This is a genomic window from Nonomuraea basaltis, from assembly GCF_005893125.1.
GTDB classification, from domain to species: Bacteria; Actinomycetota; Actinomycetes; order Streptosporangiales; family Streptosporangiaceae; genus Nonomuraea; species Nonomuraea basaltis.
In genome coordinates this window covers 1-14,325 of sequence record NZ_VCJS01000283.1, presented here as the reverse complement: position 1 = coordinate 14,325, position 14,325 = coordinate 1, and the positions used below count along the sequence as shown (strand labels likewise).

Annotated in this window: 18 protein-coding genes; 5 read left to right on the top strand and 13 right to left on the bottom strand. The window is 70.4% G+C overall.

Translation table 11 applies throughout. The annotated features are described in order from the left end of the window. The coding region (locus EJK15_RS60815; RefSeq protein WP_138719476.1) for an MFS transporter at positions 1-921 on the top strand (921 nt) is incomplete at its 5' end. A gap of 110 nt (positions 922-1,031) precedes the next feature. Here EJK15_RS60815 and EJK15_RS60810 read toward each other — a convergent pair. After that, entirely contained in the window at positions 1,032-1,664 is a 633-nt protein-coding gene (locus EJK15_RS60810; protein WP_138719475.1) for a mycothiol-dependent nitroreductase Rv2466c family protein, read from the bottom strand. Between the two features lie 10 nt (positions 1,665-1,674). Here EJK15_RS60810 and EJK15_RS60805 point away from each other — a divergent pair, with 10 nt between their 5' ends. Further along, on the top strand, positions 1,675-2,196 hold the full coding sequence (locus EJK15_RS60805; protein WP_240777936.1) for a MarR family winged helix-turn-helix transcriptional regulator: 522 nt from the start codon (positions 1,675-1,677) through the stop codon (positions 2,194-2,196). 23 nt (positions 2,197-2,219) lie between these two features. Here the strand turns inward: EJK15_RS60805 and EJK15_RS60800 are convergent, their stop codons facing one another. The 3 genes from EJK15_RS60800 to EJK15_RS60790 all read right to left on the bottom strand — a co-directional run bounded on the left by EJK15_RS60800 (position 2,220) and on the right by EJK15_RS60790 (position 3,786). Then, positions 2,220-2,624 (bottom strand): transposase, encoded by a 405-nt coding sequence (locus EJK15_RS60800; protein ID WP_420847172.1) that lies wholly within the window; start codon positions 2,622-2,624, stop codon positions 2,220-2,222. 128 nt (positions 2,625-2,752) lie between these two features. Then, positions 2,753-2,950: a DUF397 domain-containing protein gene (locus tag EJK15_RS60795; RefSeq protein WP_138719479.1), complete on the bottom strand. Its 198-nt coding sequence runs from the start codon at positions 2,948-2,950 to the stop codon at positions 2,753-2,755. Next, positions 2,941-3,786 (bottom strand): helix-turn-helix domain-containing protein, encoded by an 846-nt coding sequence (locus EJK15_RS60790; protein WP_138719474.1) that lies wholly within the window; start codon positions 3,784-3,786, stop codon positions 2,941-2,943. The genes EJK15_RS60795 and EJK15_RS60790 overlap by 10 nt, the downstream gene beginning before the upstream one ends. Between EJK15_RS60790 and EJK15_RS75680 the strand changes: the two genes are divergently transcribed. After that, a complete protein-coding gene (locus EJK15_RS75680) occupies positions 3,764-3,976 on the top strand; it encodes an ATP-binding protein (protein WP_240777935.1) in 213 nt (70 codons plus the stop codon). The genes EJK15_RS60790 and EJK15_RS75680 overlap by 23 nt on opposite strands. Before the next feature lie 397 nt (positions 3,977-4,373). On the opposite strand, the gene EJK15_RS60780 is transcribed toward EJK15_RS75680, so the two are convergent. Further along, positions 4,374-4,946, bottom strand: a complete 573-nt coding sequence (locus EJK15_RS60780) for a helix-turn-helix domain-containing protein (RefSeq protein ID WP_138719473.1) — start codon at positions 4,944-4,946, stop codon at positions 4,374-4,376. A gap of 132 nt (positions 4,947-5,078) precedes the next feature. Here EJK15_RS60780 and EJK15_RS60775 point away from each other — a divergent pair, with 132 nt between their 5' ends. Next, entirely contained in the window at positions 5,079-5,894 is an 816-nt protein-coding gene (locus EJK15_RS60775; RefSeq protein ID WP_138719472.1) for an IclR family transcriptional regulator, read from the top strand. A gap of 2 nt (positions 5,895-5,896) precedes the next feature. Here the strand turns inward: EJK15_RS60775 and EJK15_RS60770 are convergent, their stop codons facing one another. The 8 genes from EJK15_RS60770 to EJK15_RS60735 all read right to left on the bottom strand — a co-directional run bounded on the left by EJK15_RS60770 (position 5,897) and on the right by EJK15_RS60735 (position 13,204). After that, complete coding sequence (locus EJK15_RS60770) at positions 5,897-6,343, bottom strand: hypothetical protein (RefSeq protein ID WP_138719471.1); 447 nt, start codon at positions 6,341-6,343, stop codon at positions 5,897-5,899. Position 6,344: 1 nt separating this feature from the next. Further along, on the bottom strand, positions 6,345-7,940 hold the full coding sequence (locus EJK15_RS60765; protein WP_138719470.1) for an acyl-CoA synthetase: 1,596 nt from the start codon (positions 7,938-7,940) through the stop codon (positions 6,345-6,347). 10 nt (positions 7,941-7,950) lie between these two features. Next, positions 7,951-8,784: an SDR family NAD(P)-dependent oxidoreductase gene (locus tag EJK15_RS60760; RefSeq protein WP_138719469.1), complete on the bottom strand. Its 834-nt coding sequence runs from the start codon at positions 8,782-8,784 to the stop codon at positions 7,951-7,953. After that, positions 8,781-9,623 (bottom strand): alpha/beta fold hydrolase, encoded by an 843-nt coding sequence (locus EJK15_RS60755; protein ID WP_206061956.1) that lies wholly within the window; start codon positions 9,621-9,623, stop codon positions 8,781-8,783. The genes EJK15_RS60760 and EJK15_RS60755 overlap by 4 nt, the downstream gene beginning before the upstream one ends. Positions 9,624-9,634: 11 nt before the next feature. Continuing rightward, positions 9,635-10,207, bottom strand: a complete 573-nt coding sequence (locus tag EJK15_RS60750) for a 3-phenylpropionate/cinnamic acid dioxygenase subunit beta (RefSeq protein ID WP_171075247.1) — start codon at positions 10,205-10,207, stop codon at positions 9,635-9,637. 74 nt (positions 10,208-10,281) lie between these two features. Next, positions 10,282-11,481, bottom strand: a complete 1,200-nt coding sequence (locus EJK15_RS60745; protein WP_138719467.1) for an NAD(P)/FAD-dependent oxidoreductase — start codon at positions 11,479-11,481, stop codon at positions 10,282-10,284. Beyond that, positions 11,478-11,813, bottom strand: a complete 336-nt coding sequence (locus EJK15_RS60740; protein ID WP_138719466.1) for a non-heme iron oxygenase ferredoxin subunit — start codon at positions 11,811-11,813, stop codon at positions 11,478-11,480. The genes EJK15_RS60745 and EJK15_RS60740 overlap by 4 nt, the downstream gene beginning before the upstream one ends. After that, positions 11,810-13,204, bottom strand: coding sequence for an aromatic ring-hydroxylating dioxygenase subunit alpha (locus EJK15_RS60735; protein WP_138719465.1), 1,395 nt, complete (start codon positions 13,202-13,204; stop codon positions 11,810-11,812). The genes EJK15_RS60740 and EJK15_RS60735 overlap by 4 nt, the downstream gene beginning before the upstream one ends. Before the next feature lie 101 nt (positions 13,205-13,305). Here EJK15_RS60735 and EJK15_RS60730 point away from each other — a divergent pair, with 101 nt between their 5' ends. Then, positions 13,306-14,283: a zinc-binding dehydrogenase gene (locus EJK15_RS60730; RefSeq protein WP_138719464.1), complete on the top strand. Its 978-nt coding sequence runs from the start codon at positions 13,306-13,308 to the stop codon at positions 14,281-14,283. The last annotated feature ends 42 nt before the right edge of the window (positions 14,284-14,325 follow it).

Here is a 14,325-nt window from a genome sequence, read left to right as displayed (position 1 = left end):
GTGCAGGGGGTGGCGGTCGCCGGTTTCGCGGGGGTCGCGGCGGCGTACCTGGCCGATCTGGTCGGGACCGGCAGGCTGGCCGGGGCGGTGGGCGCGATGATCGCGGGGAACTCGGTCGGCGGGATGCTGGGACGGCTCGGCACCGGATTCGCCGCCGAGCCGCTGGGGTGGCGCGGATCACTGGCCGTGGTCGCGGCGGTGTCCCTCGGATGCGCGTTGTTCGCGGCGCTGACCCTCCCCCGCGAGAAGTCCCCAGCCGGAGGACCCCCGTCCGGCATGGCACCCGCCGGGCGCCCGGTTCCCGATGCGGCGCGAGCCGAAGGGCCCGCGTCCGGCGTGGCGCGTGGTGGGCGGTCCCGTATCGGCGTGGGGGTGCTCGTTCCGTGTGCCGTTGCCGCGCTGGCCGCGGGCGCGTTCGTCGCGCTCTACAACGCCGCCGGCTTCCGCCTCGCCGCGCCGCCCCTCTCCCTCGCCCCGGCCGCCGCCTCCCTGGTCTTCCTCTCCTACGCCATGGGCACCGCCTCCTCGGCCGCCGCCGGTCGGCTGACGACCCGTCTGGGGCGTACGGCCGCGCTGGTCACGTCCCTGATCGTCACCGTGGCGGGCTCCGTGCTCACCCTCCACCCGTCGCTGCCCGTGATCGCGCTCGGCTTCGCCGTCCTGACAGCGGGGTTCTTCGCGGCGCACGCGATCGCCAACGCCTGGGTCGCCGCGCAGGCGTCCCCGCAGGCCCGCGGCCGGGTCGCGGGCCTCTACACCCTCTGCTTCTACCTGGGCAGCGGCGCGGGCGGCACGGCGGGCAGCGTCGTGTACGGCCACGCGGGCTGGACCTGGCTGATCGCCCTGACCTCGGCCTGGCTGCTGCTGGCGACCCTCGCCGTCCTCCTCGCCCGCGGCCCTGCCGGTGTCCTGAGCCGGTGATTCACCAGTCGCCGGTCCGGCGCACCACTCCGGTCACGGTCGTGCGCGATGGGCGGCGGCACGTCGGCGGCGGGTAGCGCCGCTGTCACACGAACGCCAAGCTGGCGGGTTCAGCGGAAGTTGAGCGTACCGCGTCCCCGCTTCAGCTCGGCGAACGTGCCCATTCCGGCCAGGGTCCTCACGGCCTGGAACAGTCGGATCGCCTCCTCGTCTTTCGGGACGGAGGTGAGGACGGGGCCGAAGAAGGCTGCGCCATCCACGGCGACGACCGGGGTGCCGGCATCTTCGCCGACCGCTTCCTGTCCGGCTTGATGGCTGGCGCGCAGGGCCGCGTCGAACTCGTCGGTGTGAGCAGCCTTGGCCAGGGACGCGGGCAGCCCCACCTCGTCGAGGGACTCGCTGATGACCGCGTCATAGTCCTTGTTGCGCGCCATGTGGATGCGGCTGCCGAGCGCGGTGTAGAGGTCGCGCAGGATGGCATTGCCGTGGAAGGTTTCGGCGGCCGCGCATATCCGGGCCGGGCCCCAGGCGCGGTCATTGAACTCGCGGTACCAAGGCTCGAGTTCGCGGTGCTCATTGAGCACGGAAAGGCTCATGATCCGGAAGCGCAGGTCGATCGGCTGAAGCCGTTCGACTTCGAGCAGCCATCGGGAGGTGACCCAGACGAAGGGGCAGGTGGGGTCGAAGTAGCAGACGACCGTCACGGCGGCTTGAGGGGCAATAATATCTTCCACGGAAGGCATTATATCTTCCGTGGAAGATATAGTGGAAGCCATGCAGCCCGACGCCATCGCCACCATCGTCGAACAGTGGAAACACGAGCGGCCCGATCTGGATGCGACCCCGATGCTCGTCATCGGCCGGCTCTTCCGGCTCACCGACGCGCTCGACCAGCGGCTGCGCCCTCCGTTCGCCGCCGCAGACTTGGGCAACGGCGACTTCGACGTGCTCGCGGCGCTCCGACGTGCCGGTGAGCCCTACAGGCTCTCCGCGGGCGAGCTCAGCCGCACCGTCCTGGTCACCACCGGCGCGATCACCAAGCGGGTCGACCGGCTCGAAGCCCGTGGCCTGGTCAGCAGGTCCATCGCCGAGACCGATTCGCGCGGACGTCTCATCACCCTCACCGCCGAGGGCGTCGAACTGACCGACGAGCTCATCGCCGTCCACCTGGACAACCAGCGTCGGCTCCTCGCCGAACTCAGCGGGGACGAGCAAACTCAGCTTGCCAGCCTGCTCGAACGACTTGCCTCAACACTGGCCGCAGGTGATGGCTGAATGACATCCCAGGAGCTTAGGTGTCAAGTAGCAAGCGACTCGGCGTGATGCGACCAAGCGGTTGCTTCGTCGTAGAGCGTGCCGGTCTTGAGGCAGCCGTGCAGGATGCCCACCAGCCGGTTGGCGACCTGGCGCAGGGCGGCGTTGTATTCGGCGTCGCGGGCGCGTTTCTTGTCGTAGTAGACGCGGGCGCCGGGCGATACGCGGATCGCGGTGGCGGCTTGGGTGAGCAGGGCGTCGACGAGCCGGTCGTTGTGGATGAACCGGGCCAGGGCGACCTTCTTCTTGCCGGACGCGCGGGTGATCGGGCTGGTGCCGGCGTAGTTCTTACGGGCTTTGGCGGTGGCGTACCGCTGCGGGTCGTCGCCGAACTCTGCGAGCACCCGGGCGCCGAGGATCGGCCAGGTGCTCGGTGCGCAGTGCGGCATTAATGTTCGCGGCAGCCGGCGGGAGGAACGGTCTGTTCGACCGGCCACACGGCCCCGGCGATTCGCCCGAGGCCGTTATGTGTCTTGCCCCTATCAGCGCAACTGTCGGCGCGTGCCCCGAGTTCGAGTCAGCCGAACTCGCCGTCCTTGACGCCCTTGATGAACATCTTCCACTCGGTGGGGGTGAAGAGCAGCTTGGGGCCGTCCGGGTCCTTGCTGTCTCGAACGGCCACCACCCCGGGAAGGTTTATTGCGACCTCTACACACTGGCCGCCGTTGCCCGAAGACCGCGATGACTTCCGCCATACGGCGCGGCTCAGGTCCATTCGCATCTCGCTTCCTCGATCATCCTGAGGGATATGCGCTCAGGATAGGCCCATAGTCGTATGGCCTCATAGCGCTCCCAAATCGAGGTCACAACGTCGAGGTCGGCGGTGATCTGCGCCTGAGCCGGCGCATCCGAGCTGATCACATCGGGTTGCCCATTCGGGAGTTCGGCGATCATGAAGGGACCCGCCAGACCGGGGAGGCAACCTGGGTCGACAACCTGGATGAAGACAGATGGATGCGCCGCGACCTCCAACAGGCGATCAAGCTGTCCGCGCATCACTTCCGGCCCACCGACCCGGCGATGCAACACGCCGGCGTCGAACAGCACAGAGACCAGAGGCGGCTTGCCTCGGTCGAGGATACGCTGCCGCCGCATCCGGGCGTCGACTCGCTCCTCCACCTCGTCGGGGGTGGCTCGGGGTTCCATGCTGAAGATGTGACGGGCATATGCCTCGGTCTGGAGAAGACCGGGGATGAGCAGGGGATCCCACGAGCGAAGCACGACAAGGGTCGGCTCGATCTCCTCGGCCCAACTCCGGAACCAGACGGGGTTACCTGGCTGGGCGACGATGCTCTGGTAGATCCGGGTGAAGGAGACGCCCGCGGACGTACCGAAGAGCAGGTCCAGCCGCTCGGCGTCGGACCGCGACGGCGTACGGGTCGCCTTCTCCAGTCTGCTCACTTGCGTCTGCGTGCATCCGAGCCGGGACGCCACCGCTGCCTGCGACAACTCCGCGGCCTCCCGTAGCCGCCGCATTTCGACGAATGCCATCACCCACTCCGACTCCGGCCACACCGCCGCATGCCAGGTGACGGTCCAGATCGCCCGCATGGGCACGACCGTCCAGGTGGAGGTGACCGACGCCGGCTCCTCCACCACTGCGCCTGCCGTACGCGCTCCCAGCCTCGATGACGACGGTGGCCGGGGCCTGTGGCTGGTGGACATGCTCGCCGAAGAATGGGGATTCCAGCACGACGAGACCGGCGGATCGGTCTGGTTCCGGCTGACCGCGCGCGATTGACCTCTTGTCGCTGACCGCCTTCACAGGGAACCCTCGACGTACTCGATGAGAGCCTTCCGCGAGCTGTATCACGTGCGGCGGGATCGCCACCACCAGGCCAACACCGCCATGGCCAGGACCGGGATTAAGATCACCGGTGATGCCACTAGGACTCCGAGCAGCAGAACTGCGACCGTGAACGCCGCCGCTGTACGGGCCAGCCGCTTGCCTGCTCGCCCCTTCGTCTCGGCGCTCTCCACGGGAGGCGAAGGCAGTGCCTCCCACAACTGACCGCAGGAGACGCATCTCCACTGCTGAGAGTTGTCCCCGTCAGGGGTGGCAGCGACGCAGTAGTGAGTGCCCAAGGGATCGTTTCCTTTCAGTTACTGACCGCCCGCGGACACGGCTGGACGTGCGGTCACTTCGTGGCGGCGCCGAATTGGTGGGCCTGCGGGATCGTCGTGACGACATGGGCGACGACGCTGTCCGAGATGCACGTGTGCTGATGCGGCACATCACCGGGGAAGCGGGCGAAATCCCCGGCGGAGAGCTCCACCTGCTCCTCGACCGGCCCGGTCCGGAGCTTGCCGCTGATCACGTAGACGTGGTGCAGCGTACCCAGCGAGTGGCCGGGCACCGGCGCGCTGCGGTTTCCGCGCTCCAGCCTCATCACCAGCGTGTGCACGTAGCCGGAGCCATAGGTCTGGTCCAGGACGCGCTCCGACCGGCCGTCGTGCTCCCGCCACTGCCCATCGGACAGACGCTGGACATAGACCGCGCTCCCCCATTCGGTCAGCAACTGCCGGAGCGCGACGTCGAGCGCCTTGCACAGGGCGGACAGGGTCTCCACCGTGGGATTGCCGTCGCCCTGCTCGACCTTGGACAGGGTCTGCTTGGACACTCCCGACCGGCGCGCGAGCTCGCCGATGGAGAAGCCGCGCTCGCGCCGGAGCCTGCGGACGTTCCGCGCCACCAGCTCGTTGTGATCCATGACCCCCACACCAGGCTTTCACTTTTAATTGACGAAGCGTCCATGTTGACGGACGCGCACTTTGTCGGACATTCTGTCATATATAAGTAACATCGCTGTCACCTGGGAAGATAGGCCGTCGCCGGAGCCCACATGAGCAACACCATGATCGAGAACGCCCCGCAGAGCAGGGACGAGCGCGCCGCCGTCGAGAAGGCGGTCAGCCTGCTGACGTCCTTCGGCAGCCAGGCCAGCACGGGGATCGGCGTGAGTGAGCTGGCCCGGCGGGCGGGGCTGAGCAAGTCCACGGCGTTCCGGCTGCTGGGGATGCTGGAACGCAACGGTGTCGTCGAGAAGGTCGGGCAGAAGTACCGGCTGGGCGCGCGGCTCCACGAGCTGGGCCGCCACGTGTACGTCCCGGATCACGACCAGATCCGTGACACGCTCATCCCGTTCCTGACCGATCTGTACGAGCAGACGCACGAGACCGTGCACCTGGCGGCCCTGCACGGCACGGACGTGGTCTACCTGTCCAAGCTCTATGGTCACCGGCAGGTGCGCTCGCCCTCACGCATCGGCGGCCGGGTTCCCGCCTACTGCACGGCCGTGGGGAAGGTGCTGCTGGCCTACGATCACGAGGCCCTGGAGGAGGTGCTCCGCGGGGAGCTGCGGCCGCTCACGACGAAGACCATCACCGATCCGGCCAGGCTCGCCGCCGAGATCGCCAAGGTCCGCGGCGAGGGCGTGGCGTTCGACGACGAGGAGGCGACGACAGGGCTCAGCTGCGTCGCCGTCCCCGTCATCGGACACGGCGGCAGGGCCGTCGCCGCCATGTCCGTGTCGGCGGTCACCGGCCGCTTCGACACCCGGGCGCAGGCTCCGGCCCTGCGCCGGGTGAGCGCGGCGGCGGCTCAGCACCTCATGCGCGTCCGGCGGCGCAGCCCCGGTGCCGGGCGGGCCATCGCCTGAGGTCAGGTCTCCGGTACGTGGCCGAGGTCCATGTCGGTCGTCGTCACCCGGTCCGGCTCGGCCACCAGCAGGCTGAGCTGCTCATCGGCCAGATCCACGTCCACGACGTAGCGGAATCCGGCGGACTCCGCCGCCGCCACCCGTTCCAGGTCGCCTTCCGGGGCGGCGTAGACCACCCGGCGGCACTGCGGGTCCGCCTTCGTCACGGCGTCGGCCAGCGTCCGGAGGATCTCGGCCAGCGGTTCCCCGCAGACCCGCAGCTCCATGTCGTGCGAGCCCACGGGATAGCTGTCGCGCAGGCGTCCCGCGGCGCAGCGTTCCACCCGGACGTCGGCGTTGACGCCGTCGCCGTGCACGTGGAGCCGGCCGGCGCTGCGGGTCCACGCCTGCACCGTGGCCTGCCAGTCGGCGTCGAGGTCGAGGAGGGGAAGGGGCGGCACCGCGGTCATGTCAGATCTCCTCGTCCATCAGCCGGCGGATGACCTTCTTGTCCAGCTTGCCGGACGCGTTTCTCGGCACGCTCTGGACGATCTTCAGTTTTCTCGGCAACTTGTACCTGGCCAGCTGGGTGGCGGCGTGCTCGCGCACGTCTTCGAGCGTGACCGTCGTTCCCCCGGCGAGGGACACCACGGCGACGACGGCCTCGCCCCACTCCTCGTCCGGGGCTCCGATGATCGCGACGTCGGCGATGCCCGGCATGGCGGCGAGGGCCCGCTCGACCTCGGCCGGGTAGACGTTCTCACCGCCACTGATGATCATGTCTTTGAGCCGGTCGACGATGAACAGGTAGCCGTCCTCGTCGAGGTAGCCGATGTCGCCGGAGTGGAACCAGCCCTCGTCGTCGAAGGCGGTGGCGGTGCTCGCGGGGTTCTCCCAGTAGCCGGGGGTGACGTTGGGGCCGCGTACGACGATCTCCCCGGCCTCGCCGGGCTTCAGCGGCTGGTTGGTGAGGGAGTCGACGACGCGGACCTGCGTGTACGGCATCGGGATCCCGGCGGAGCCGATCTTGCTGAGGGTGCTCTCGACGGGCAGGTGGGTGGCGAACGGCGCGGTCTCGGTGAGCCCCCACGCCTGCTGCAGCAGGATGCCGTGGGCCGCGTACAGCTCGATCAGGGAGGGCGGCACGGGCGCGCCCGCGACGACGATCGAGCGCAGATGGCTGAGGTCGGCGTCGAAGGCGCCGGGCACGCGGCTGAGGGCGGCCAGCATGGCGGGAACGGCGAACATCGAGTTGACCCGGTACGTGACCAGGTCGTCGAGGAAGCGCACGGGGTCGAAGGACCGTCGCACGACCACGGTGCCGCCGCGCACGATCGTCCGCAGCACGAAGCTGTTGAGCGCACCGATGTGGAAGAGCGGGGCGGCGGCATGGGTGACGTCGCCGCGGCGGGTGTCGATCATGGTGTCCACGTTGACGGCGTTCCACCAGGCGTTGCCGTAGGTGAGGACGACCCCCTTGGGCAGGCCGGTGGTGCCGGAGGTGAACATCAGGATCGCCGGGTCGTCGAAGCCCTTCGCGACCACGGAAGGGGCCGGCAGGGCCCCCGCGATCAAGCGGGACCAGGGCTCCCAGCCTTCGGCCCCGTCGGTGGCGGGCACCTCCGGGTCGTCGTCCACCAGGAGGAACCGCTGGAGCGCGGTCGTGCCGCGCACCTTCTCGAGGCTCGCGCGATGCCCCTCCTCGCAGACGATCGTGGCGGCGCCGCTCCTTTCGAGCACGCTCTGCAGCTCGGGCTCGGCCAGCCGGAAGTTGACCGGGACGAAGATGGCGCCGAGCCGGAACGCGGCCAGCATCGTCACCAGGAACGAAGCGCTGTTGAGGCCGAGGTAGGCGACCCTGTCGCCGTCGGCGACGCCGCCACCGCCGCCGCCGGACAGCACGGTGGCCAGCCGGGCCGCCTTCTCGTCGAGCTGAGCGTAGGTGAGGTCGCCGCCCGCGTAGCGGATGACGGTGCCACCACCGTGGTAGCGGGCGTTGCGGGCGACCGCGGAGGCGGGGTTGACGTCGGCGTTGAGGCCGGAGTTCGGGGGGTGTGGGTGAGTCACGGTCGGCTCCTCAGAGGTGGTCGCCGCCGGCGGCGCGCGCGAAGCCGCGTACGCCGATGCCGCCGTCGGCGGAGATCGCGTGTCCGGTGATCGGGCCGCTTTGCTCGCGGGCGGCGAGCAGGACGTAGGGCGCGGTGAAGTCGCGGGGGTCGGTGCTGGAATCGTGCAACGGGATGGGCGGCGGCGGAGCGTCGGGCCGCTTCGCAGCGAAGGATACCCGGATCGAACGCTCGCCCATCGCCAGCGACTCCGGCCCGCGCAGGTCGGTGTTCATGCCGCCGCAGGCGACGCCGTTCACCCGGACCTTGGGGGCGAGTTCGTAGGCGAGCTCGCGCATGAGACCGAGGCAGGCGTGCTTGCTGGCCGTGTACAGCGGGCCGCCGCCGTTGACGTGGAAGGACGCGTTGGACAGGGTCATGACGATGCTGCCGCGCGTCTTCACCAGCTCCGGCCAGGCCGCCTCGGCCGCGAGGAGATAGCCCTTGACGTTGATGGAGAAGATCTCGTCGAAGGCGGCGTCGATGTCCTTGCCGGTGAGGCGGGTGAGCTGGCGCTGGTAGTCCCACACGCCGGCGTTGGCCACGAGGGTGTCGAGCTTGCCGAAGCGCTCGACGGTCTCGGCCACAGCGGCGTGCAGCAGCTCGGAGTCGCGTACGTCGGCGGTGAACGCGTGCATCCGGGACGGGTCGGCCGCCGCGCGCACGACCTCGTCGAGCTGCTCCCGGTCGCGGCCCAGGATGGTGACCGCGGCGCCCTCGGCCAGGAAACGCTCGGCGACGGCCCGGCCTATCCCGGAGCCGCCGCCGGTGATGAGCGCGACGTATCCGTCCAGCCAGCCGCTCATGTCAGGAACCCGGTGACGAGGTCCTCGAACTCGCGCTGCCGCTCCAGCTGCACCCAGTGGCCGCACCGGCCGAACACGTGCAGCTGCACGTCGCGGATCTGCTTGAGCATGAGCTGGGCGCCGTCGAGGGTGATCGTGCGGTCGTCGCGGCCCCACAGCAGCAGCGTGGGCGCCTTGATCTTGTGCAGGTCCTTCCACAGCGGGTCCATGCCTCCGCGCCGGGCGAAGGCGGCGTTGTAGCGGTGGTAGAACGCGATGTGGCTCTCGTCGAGAGAGGCCTCGTAGCGGGCGCGCACCACGTCCTCGCCGAACTGCCGGTGGTCGAAGACCATGGTGCGGATGAACGCGGCCATCTTCTTCTCGCTCGGCCCGCCGCCGTTGAAGTAGCGGAACATCTCCTTCTGGCCCTCGGTCGGGGTGGGCCCGGAGGGCAGCCAGCCGCCGCCGGGGGCCATCAGCACCAGCCGCTCGACGCGTTCGGGACGCTCCTGCGCCATCGCGATCGCCGCCGCGCCGCCGAGACTGTTGCCCAGCAGATGGAAGCGGTCGATGCCGAGGGCGTCGAGCGCCTGGAAGAGGGCGTCCACGGTGATCTCGGTGATCGACCGTTTCTCCAGGTCCTCCTCGGTGGGGCGGTAGCTGCCGCCGAAGCCGGGCTGGTCGGGCAGCACGACGCGGAAGCGGCCGGCCAGCGCCGGGAGGCTCTGGTGGTAGTTGCTCACGCCGGAGGCCCCTGGGCCGCCGCCGTGCAGCATCACCAGCACCGGGCCTTCGCCGGTTTCGGCCACGGCGATCTCACCGAGTGTCGTCGGCACCCGGTGGTGCCTGAGTTCGATCACGGGGATTCCCATCAGAAGAAGGTCGAGATGTTCTTGGCGAGCAGGATGTTCTGGTCGAGCAGGATGGTCCGCCGGGCCACCTGGAAGCCGTCGCCGGTGCGTCGCAGCACGTCGGCGCGGCTGCCGGCGAAGACGTTCTCCTCCCGCTCCAGCCGGTTGCGGTAGACCAGGAACGCCGAGCGCACGAACAGGTCGTCCTCGGTGAACCCGGGATGCTCGGCGGGGTCGGCGTACCGGACCATCACGTTCGTCACCAGGTGGCGGGTGCGCGAGGGCGGGTCCTCGGCCCAGGCCATGCCGGAGTCGAACCGGCGGATGCGCCAGGCCAGGCTCTCCTTGCTCTCGTCGTAGAAGGCGGCCTCGCCCCGCGCGGCCACGGACAGCGCCTGCTGGCGGCGCAGCCGGTTGGTGCGGGTCGGCATCCAGTAGTCGAGGTCGTCGGCGAGCAGGTCGAGCCAGTCGGCGTAGCGGCCGGCGTCGAGGAGGCCGGCCTCCTCGTAGTAGAACTGCTCGACCTCGAAGTGGGTGTCGCGGTCCGCGCGCACGCCCGCACGCGACCGGATCTGCTCGGTGGCGGTGCTCACGGTGTCATTCGATCCCTTCTCAAGAGCCCCTTCTCCAGGGCAGGGCGGAACGGGGTGTGTCACAGGACGGCACGTCACCCGCGCAGCAGCGCGCGCAGGTTCACGCCAGGGTCGGACAACCGCCCGGCGTCGGCCGGCATCCGGCGATCGATCATGCGGCGAGCGGCCCGGACGGCGTTCGGGTCGTCGACCGCGGCGGCCGCGACGACCAGACCGTCGCGCAGGCCGAACACCGAGCAGGCCGGATCGTCGAACGAGCCGCGCACGACGACCTGATCGGCCGCCGCCATGTGGCCGACGGCCTCGACGTGCCGCCCGTGCCGGTCCGTCCAGAACCAGGGGGCGGTCGGCGCCGGTGCGCGGGTGCCGAGAAGGGTGGCCGCGGCCCGCTCGCCGTCGTGCCGGCCCGCCTCCCAGTGCTCGGCCCGAGGCCCCTGGCGGGTACGCGCGGCGTCGCCGACCGCCAGCACCGCCGGATTCGAGGTGATCTGGCCCGGGCCCACCACGATGCCGCGCTCGACCTCCAGCCCGGCCGCCGCGGCGAGAGCGGTCTCGGGCACCATGCCGACGCCGAGCACGACGGCGTCGAACACCCGCGGCGGCTCGAACCCGCCGGAGAAGCGGGCCTCGATGCCGGACGCGGTCTCCGCGAACGACTCGACGCCGGCCCTCAGGGTCACGATGCCGCGCCTCGCGTGCAGCCCGTGCAGCCAGGCGGCCAGCTCGGCGCCGAGCGCGGCGGCCAGCGGCGTGGCCAGCGGATCGGCCAGGACGACCTCGCACCCGAGGCCGAGGGCCGTCGAGGCGACCTCGGCGCCGATCAGGCCCGCACCGACGACCAGGAGACGGGCGCCGGGGGCCAGCGCGGCGCGCAGCCGGTCGGCGTCCTCCACGGTGCGCAGCACGTGCACCCGTTCGCTGTCGCCGCCGGGGATCGGCGGTCGCGCCGCGCCGCCGCCGGTGGCCAGCACCACCCGGTCGGCGCGCAGCAGGAGGCCGCCCGCCAGCTCGACCACGCCGCCGGCCGGGCGCAGGGCGGTGACGCGGGTCTGGCTGATCAGTCGTACGCCATGCTCGTCGTACCAGTGCGCGGACTGCAGGGCGAGCTGCTTGAGATCCTTGGCCCCGGCCAGGAACTCCTTCGACAGCGGCGGGCGGTCGTACGGGAACTCCCCGCCGTCGACCAGCGTGAGATCGCCGTCGAATCCGCCCGCGCGCAGGGCCGCGACCGTGCTGACGCCGGCGATGCCGCCACCGGCGACGACCACTTTCATGGCAGCCGGCCGGGGAAGAGGTAGACCTCGCCGTCACGCACCTCGACGCGGTGCGGGCAGGTGCTCTTGGTCGCGGGCAGGCCCTGGACCTCACCGTTCTTCAGGCAGAACTTGCTGGAGTGCAGCGGGCACTCGACGTACCCGTCCTCGACCCAGCCGTCGGCCAGCGAGGCGTCCTCGTGCGTGCAGGTGTCGTCGAGCGCCCACACGCTGCCGTCGGTGTCGCGCAGCAGCGCGATGTCGCCGGCGGTGCCGGTGATCGCCTTGTCGACGGCGATGCCCTCGCCCTCGGGGATGTCGTCCAGCGCCGCGACGCGGATGCCGTTGCTCATTGGTCCTCCTCGTGCCACGCGGGGGTGTTCATCAGCTCGCGCCAGCGCGCGTAGAAGGCCCGGCCGGCCGCGTCGCTGTAGAGCTCGCTGGTCTTGCCCGGGTGGCGGCCGTCCTCGCGCTCGGAGCCGAGGCCCATCTGGTAGTTGAGCGCCACGCCGCTGGTGATGAAGCCGTGCGAGATGGCCTGCACCTCGCTCCAGTTCTCGCCGTCGTCCTGCTCGAAGATCCCGCTGGGGCCGAAGGTGCGCAGGTTGTACAGGCGCTGCGCCTCGCGGACCTCGTGCGGCATGGACTTGTCCACGATCGTCCAGGCCCACACCTCCATCCGGTCGGGGCCCTTGGGGTGCCAGACGCGGATGGAGCCGTTGACCGGCAGGTAGGAGAAGTTCGGGAAGACGTTGGCGTGCCCGTTCGTCAGCGGGCCTTCGACGCGGGCGTCGCCGAGCCGCTCGCGCAGCGCGTCGTAGTCCATCCACTCGTGCACGGTCTTGGCGTCGAAGCGGTTCTTGGGATGCACCGGGAAGCCCGCGCCGTGCCCGTTCGCGTCGGCGTACTGGCGGCCGGTGCGGTGGACGATCTCGTCCTTCGGCCGCTTGCCGGTGGGCGAGAGCACCATGAGCGCCGAGGCGTGGCTCATGTTGACGTGGTACCAGTCGGTCGCGAACTGCTCGGCCGACAGCTTCCAGTTGCCCTCCAGCACCCACTTGTGCACGCCGCCCACGACGACGGTGCCCTCCTCGTCGTGGTCGAGCATCGCGTCCATGTACCAGGCCATGTCGCCGAGCGACTCGCGCAGCGGCACCGGCTCCGGGTTCCAGGTGCCGAAGATGAGCCCGCGGTGGCTGTCGACGTGCGGCACCTCCACCAGGCCCCAGTCCCCCGTCTCGAACGAGCCGGGGTAGCCCGCCTTGTTGGGCACGCTCACCAGCTTGCCCTCCAGGTCGTACGACCAGCCGTGGTAGGTGCAGGTGAAGTTGCGGGTGGTGCCGAGGTCCGCGCGGCAGACGCGGGCGCCGCGGTGCCGGCAGGAATTGAGGAAGGCGCGGATCCGCCGGTTCCTGTCGAGGGTGACGATCACCGGGTCCTCGCCCATGTACGTCGTGAAGAAGTCGCCCGGCTTGTGGAACTGGTCGGCGTGCGCCAGGAACAGCCAGCTCGGCGCGAAGATCCGGCGCAGCTCCTGCCGGTAGATCTGCTGGTCGGTGAAGATGACGCGATCCACCAGCCCGCCCTCGCTGTCGACGAGCCCGGAGACGTCGATGTTCCGCGCCAGCTCGGCGGGGCGCCGCAGGGCCCCCCGCGGAAGAGACGTGCTGCCATCGCGGGGAGCAGGCTCCCCCCGCGGGGGGCACGCCGTGGCCCCGCCGGGGGGTTCGATCGTCGAGGTCATGCGCCCAGACAACAGCAACGCGGCGGTCGCGTTCCAACGCTCGTGCCGTAGGGCGGCACATGCGCTGTCGGACGGCGGCGGTCGTCGGACAGCGTTGGGGCATGCTTGCCGCCACCGCCGTCTCCCAGAGCGCGACCGACCCGCTGGCCGGGCTCGTCCTGGGCGACGTTCCCGAGCCCGAGCCCCCGCCTGGCTGGTCGGTCGTGCGGGTCGTCTCGTCGTCGCTGAACATGCACGATCTGTGGACGCTGCGCGGCGTCGGCCACCCGCCGGACCGGCTTCCGATCATCCTCGGCTGCGACGCCGCCGGCTACGACGAGGACGGCAACGAGGTCATCGTCCATCCCGTCATCGCCGACCCGGACGCCGGCCGGGGTGACGAGACGCTCGACCCCGGCCGGGCCCTGCTGTCCGAACGCCACAACGGCTCGTTCGCCGAGTACCTGACCGTGCCCGCCCGCAACCTGATCCCCAAGCCGTCGTGGCTGTCCTTCGACGAGGCGGCCTGCCTGCCCGTCGCCTGGACGACCGCGTACCGGATGCTGTTCACCCAGGCGAAGATCACCGCGGGTGACTCGGTGCTCGTGCAGGGCGCGGGCGGTGGCGTCGCCTCGGCCGCGATCAAGCTGGCCGTCGCCGCGGGCGCCGTCGTCTATGCCACCAGCCGCAGCGAGGACAAACGTACCCAGGCCATGGCCTGGGGCGCGCGGCTGGCCGTCCCCACCGGAGAGCGGCTGCCCGAGCGCGTCGACGTCGTCATCGAGACGGTCGGCGAGGCGACCTGGTCGCACTCGATGAGGTCGCTGCGCCCCGGCGGCACGATCGTGATCGCCGGCGCGACCAGCGGGGTGAATCCGCCCGCCGACCTCGGCCGGATCTTCTACCTCCAGCAGCGCATCCTCGGCTCGACCGGGTGCACCCGCAGCGAGCTGGTCGCACTGCTCAAGCTGATGGACGCCACGGGCCTGCGCCCGGTGATCGACCGCACGCTGCCGCTCGACGAGATCCACAAGGGCTTCCAGCTCATGATCGACGGGCAGCTCACCGGCAAACTCGTCATTAAGGAGATCGCCAGATGACTCCCACCCACCTCCCCCTGGCCCTGTCTCTTATCCACATCT

Coding starts and splice junctions, on each gene's coding strand:
- EJK15_RS60800 (WP_420847172.1), bottom strand. CDS start 2,624: ATGCCGCACTGCGCACCGAGCACCTGGCCGATCCTCGGCGCCCGGGTG.
- EJK15_RS60790 (WP_138719474.1), bottom strand. CDS start 3,786: ATGCGGGCGATCTGGACCGTCACCTGGCATGCGGCGGTGTGGCCGGAG.
- EJK15_RS60735 (WP_138719465.1), bottom strand. CDS start 13,204: ATGACCTCGACGATCGAACCCCCCGGCGGGGCCACGGCGTGCCCCCCG.
- EJK15_RS60770 (WP_138719471.1), bottom strand. CDS start 6,343: ATGACCGCGGTGCCGCCCCTTCCCCTCCTCGACCTCGACGCCGACTGG.
- EJK15_RS60745 (WP_138719467.1), bottom strand. CDS start 11,481: ATGAAAGTGGTCGTCGCCGGTGGCGGCATCGCCGGCGTCAGCACGGTC.
- EJK15_RS60795 (WP_138719479.1), bottom strand. CDS start 2,950: ATGGACCTGAGCCGCGCCGTATGGCGGAAGTCATCGCGGTCTTCGGGC.
- EJK15_RS60780 (WP_138719473.1), bottom strand. CDS start 4,946: ATGGATCACAACGAGCTGGTGGCGCGGAACGTCCGCAGGCTCCGGCGC.
- EJK15_RS60760 (WP_138719469.1), bottom strand. CDS start 8,784: ATGAGCGGCTGGCTGGACGGATACGTCGCGCTCATCACCGGCGGCGGC.
- EJK15_RS60775 (WP_138719472.1), top strand. CDS start 5,079: ATGAGCAACACCATGATCGAGAACGCCCCGCAGAGCAGGGACGAGCGC.
- EJK15_RS60810 (WP_138719475.1), bottom strand. CDS start 1,664: ATGCCTTCCGTGGAAGATATTATTGCCCCTCAAGCCGCCGTGACGGTC.
- EJK15_RS60740 (WP_138719466.1), bottom strand. CDS start 11,813: ATGAGCAACGGCATCCGCGTCGCGGCGCTGGACGACATCCCCGAGGGC.
- EJK15_RS60730 (WP_138719464.1), top strand. CDS start 13,306: ATGCTTGCCGCCACCGCCGTCTCCCAGAGCGCGACCGACCCGCTGGCC.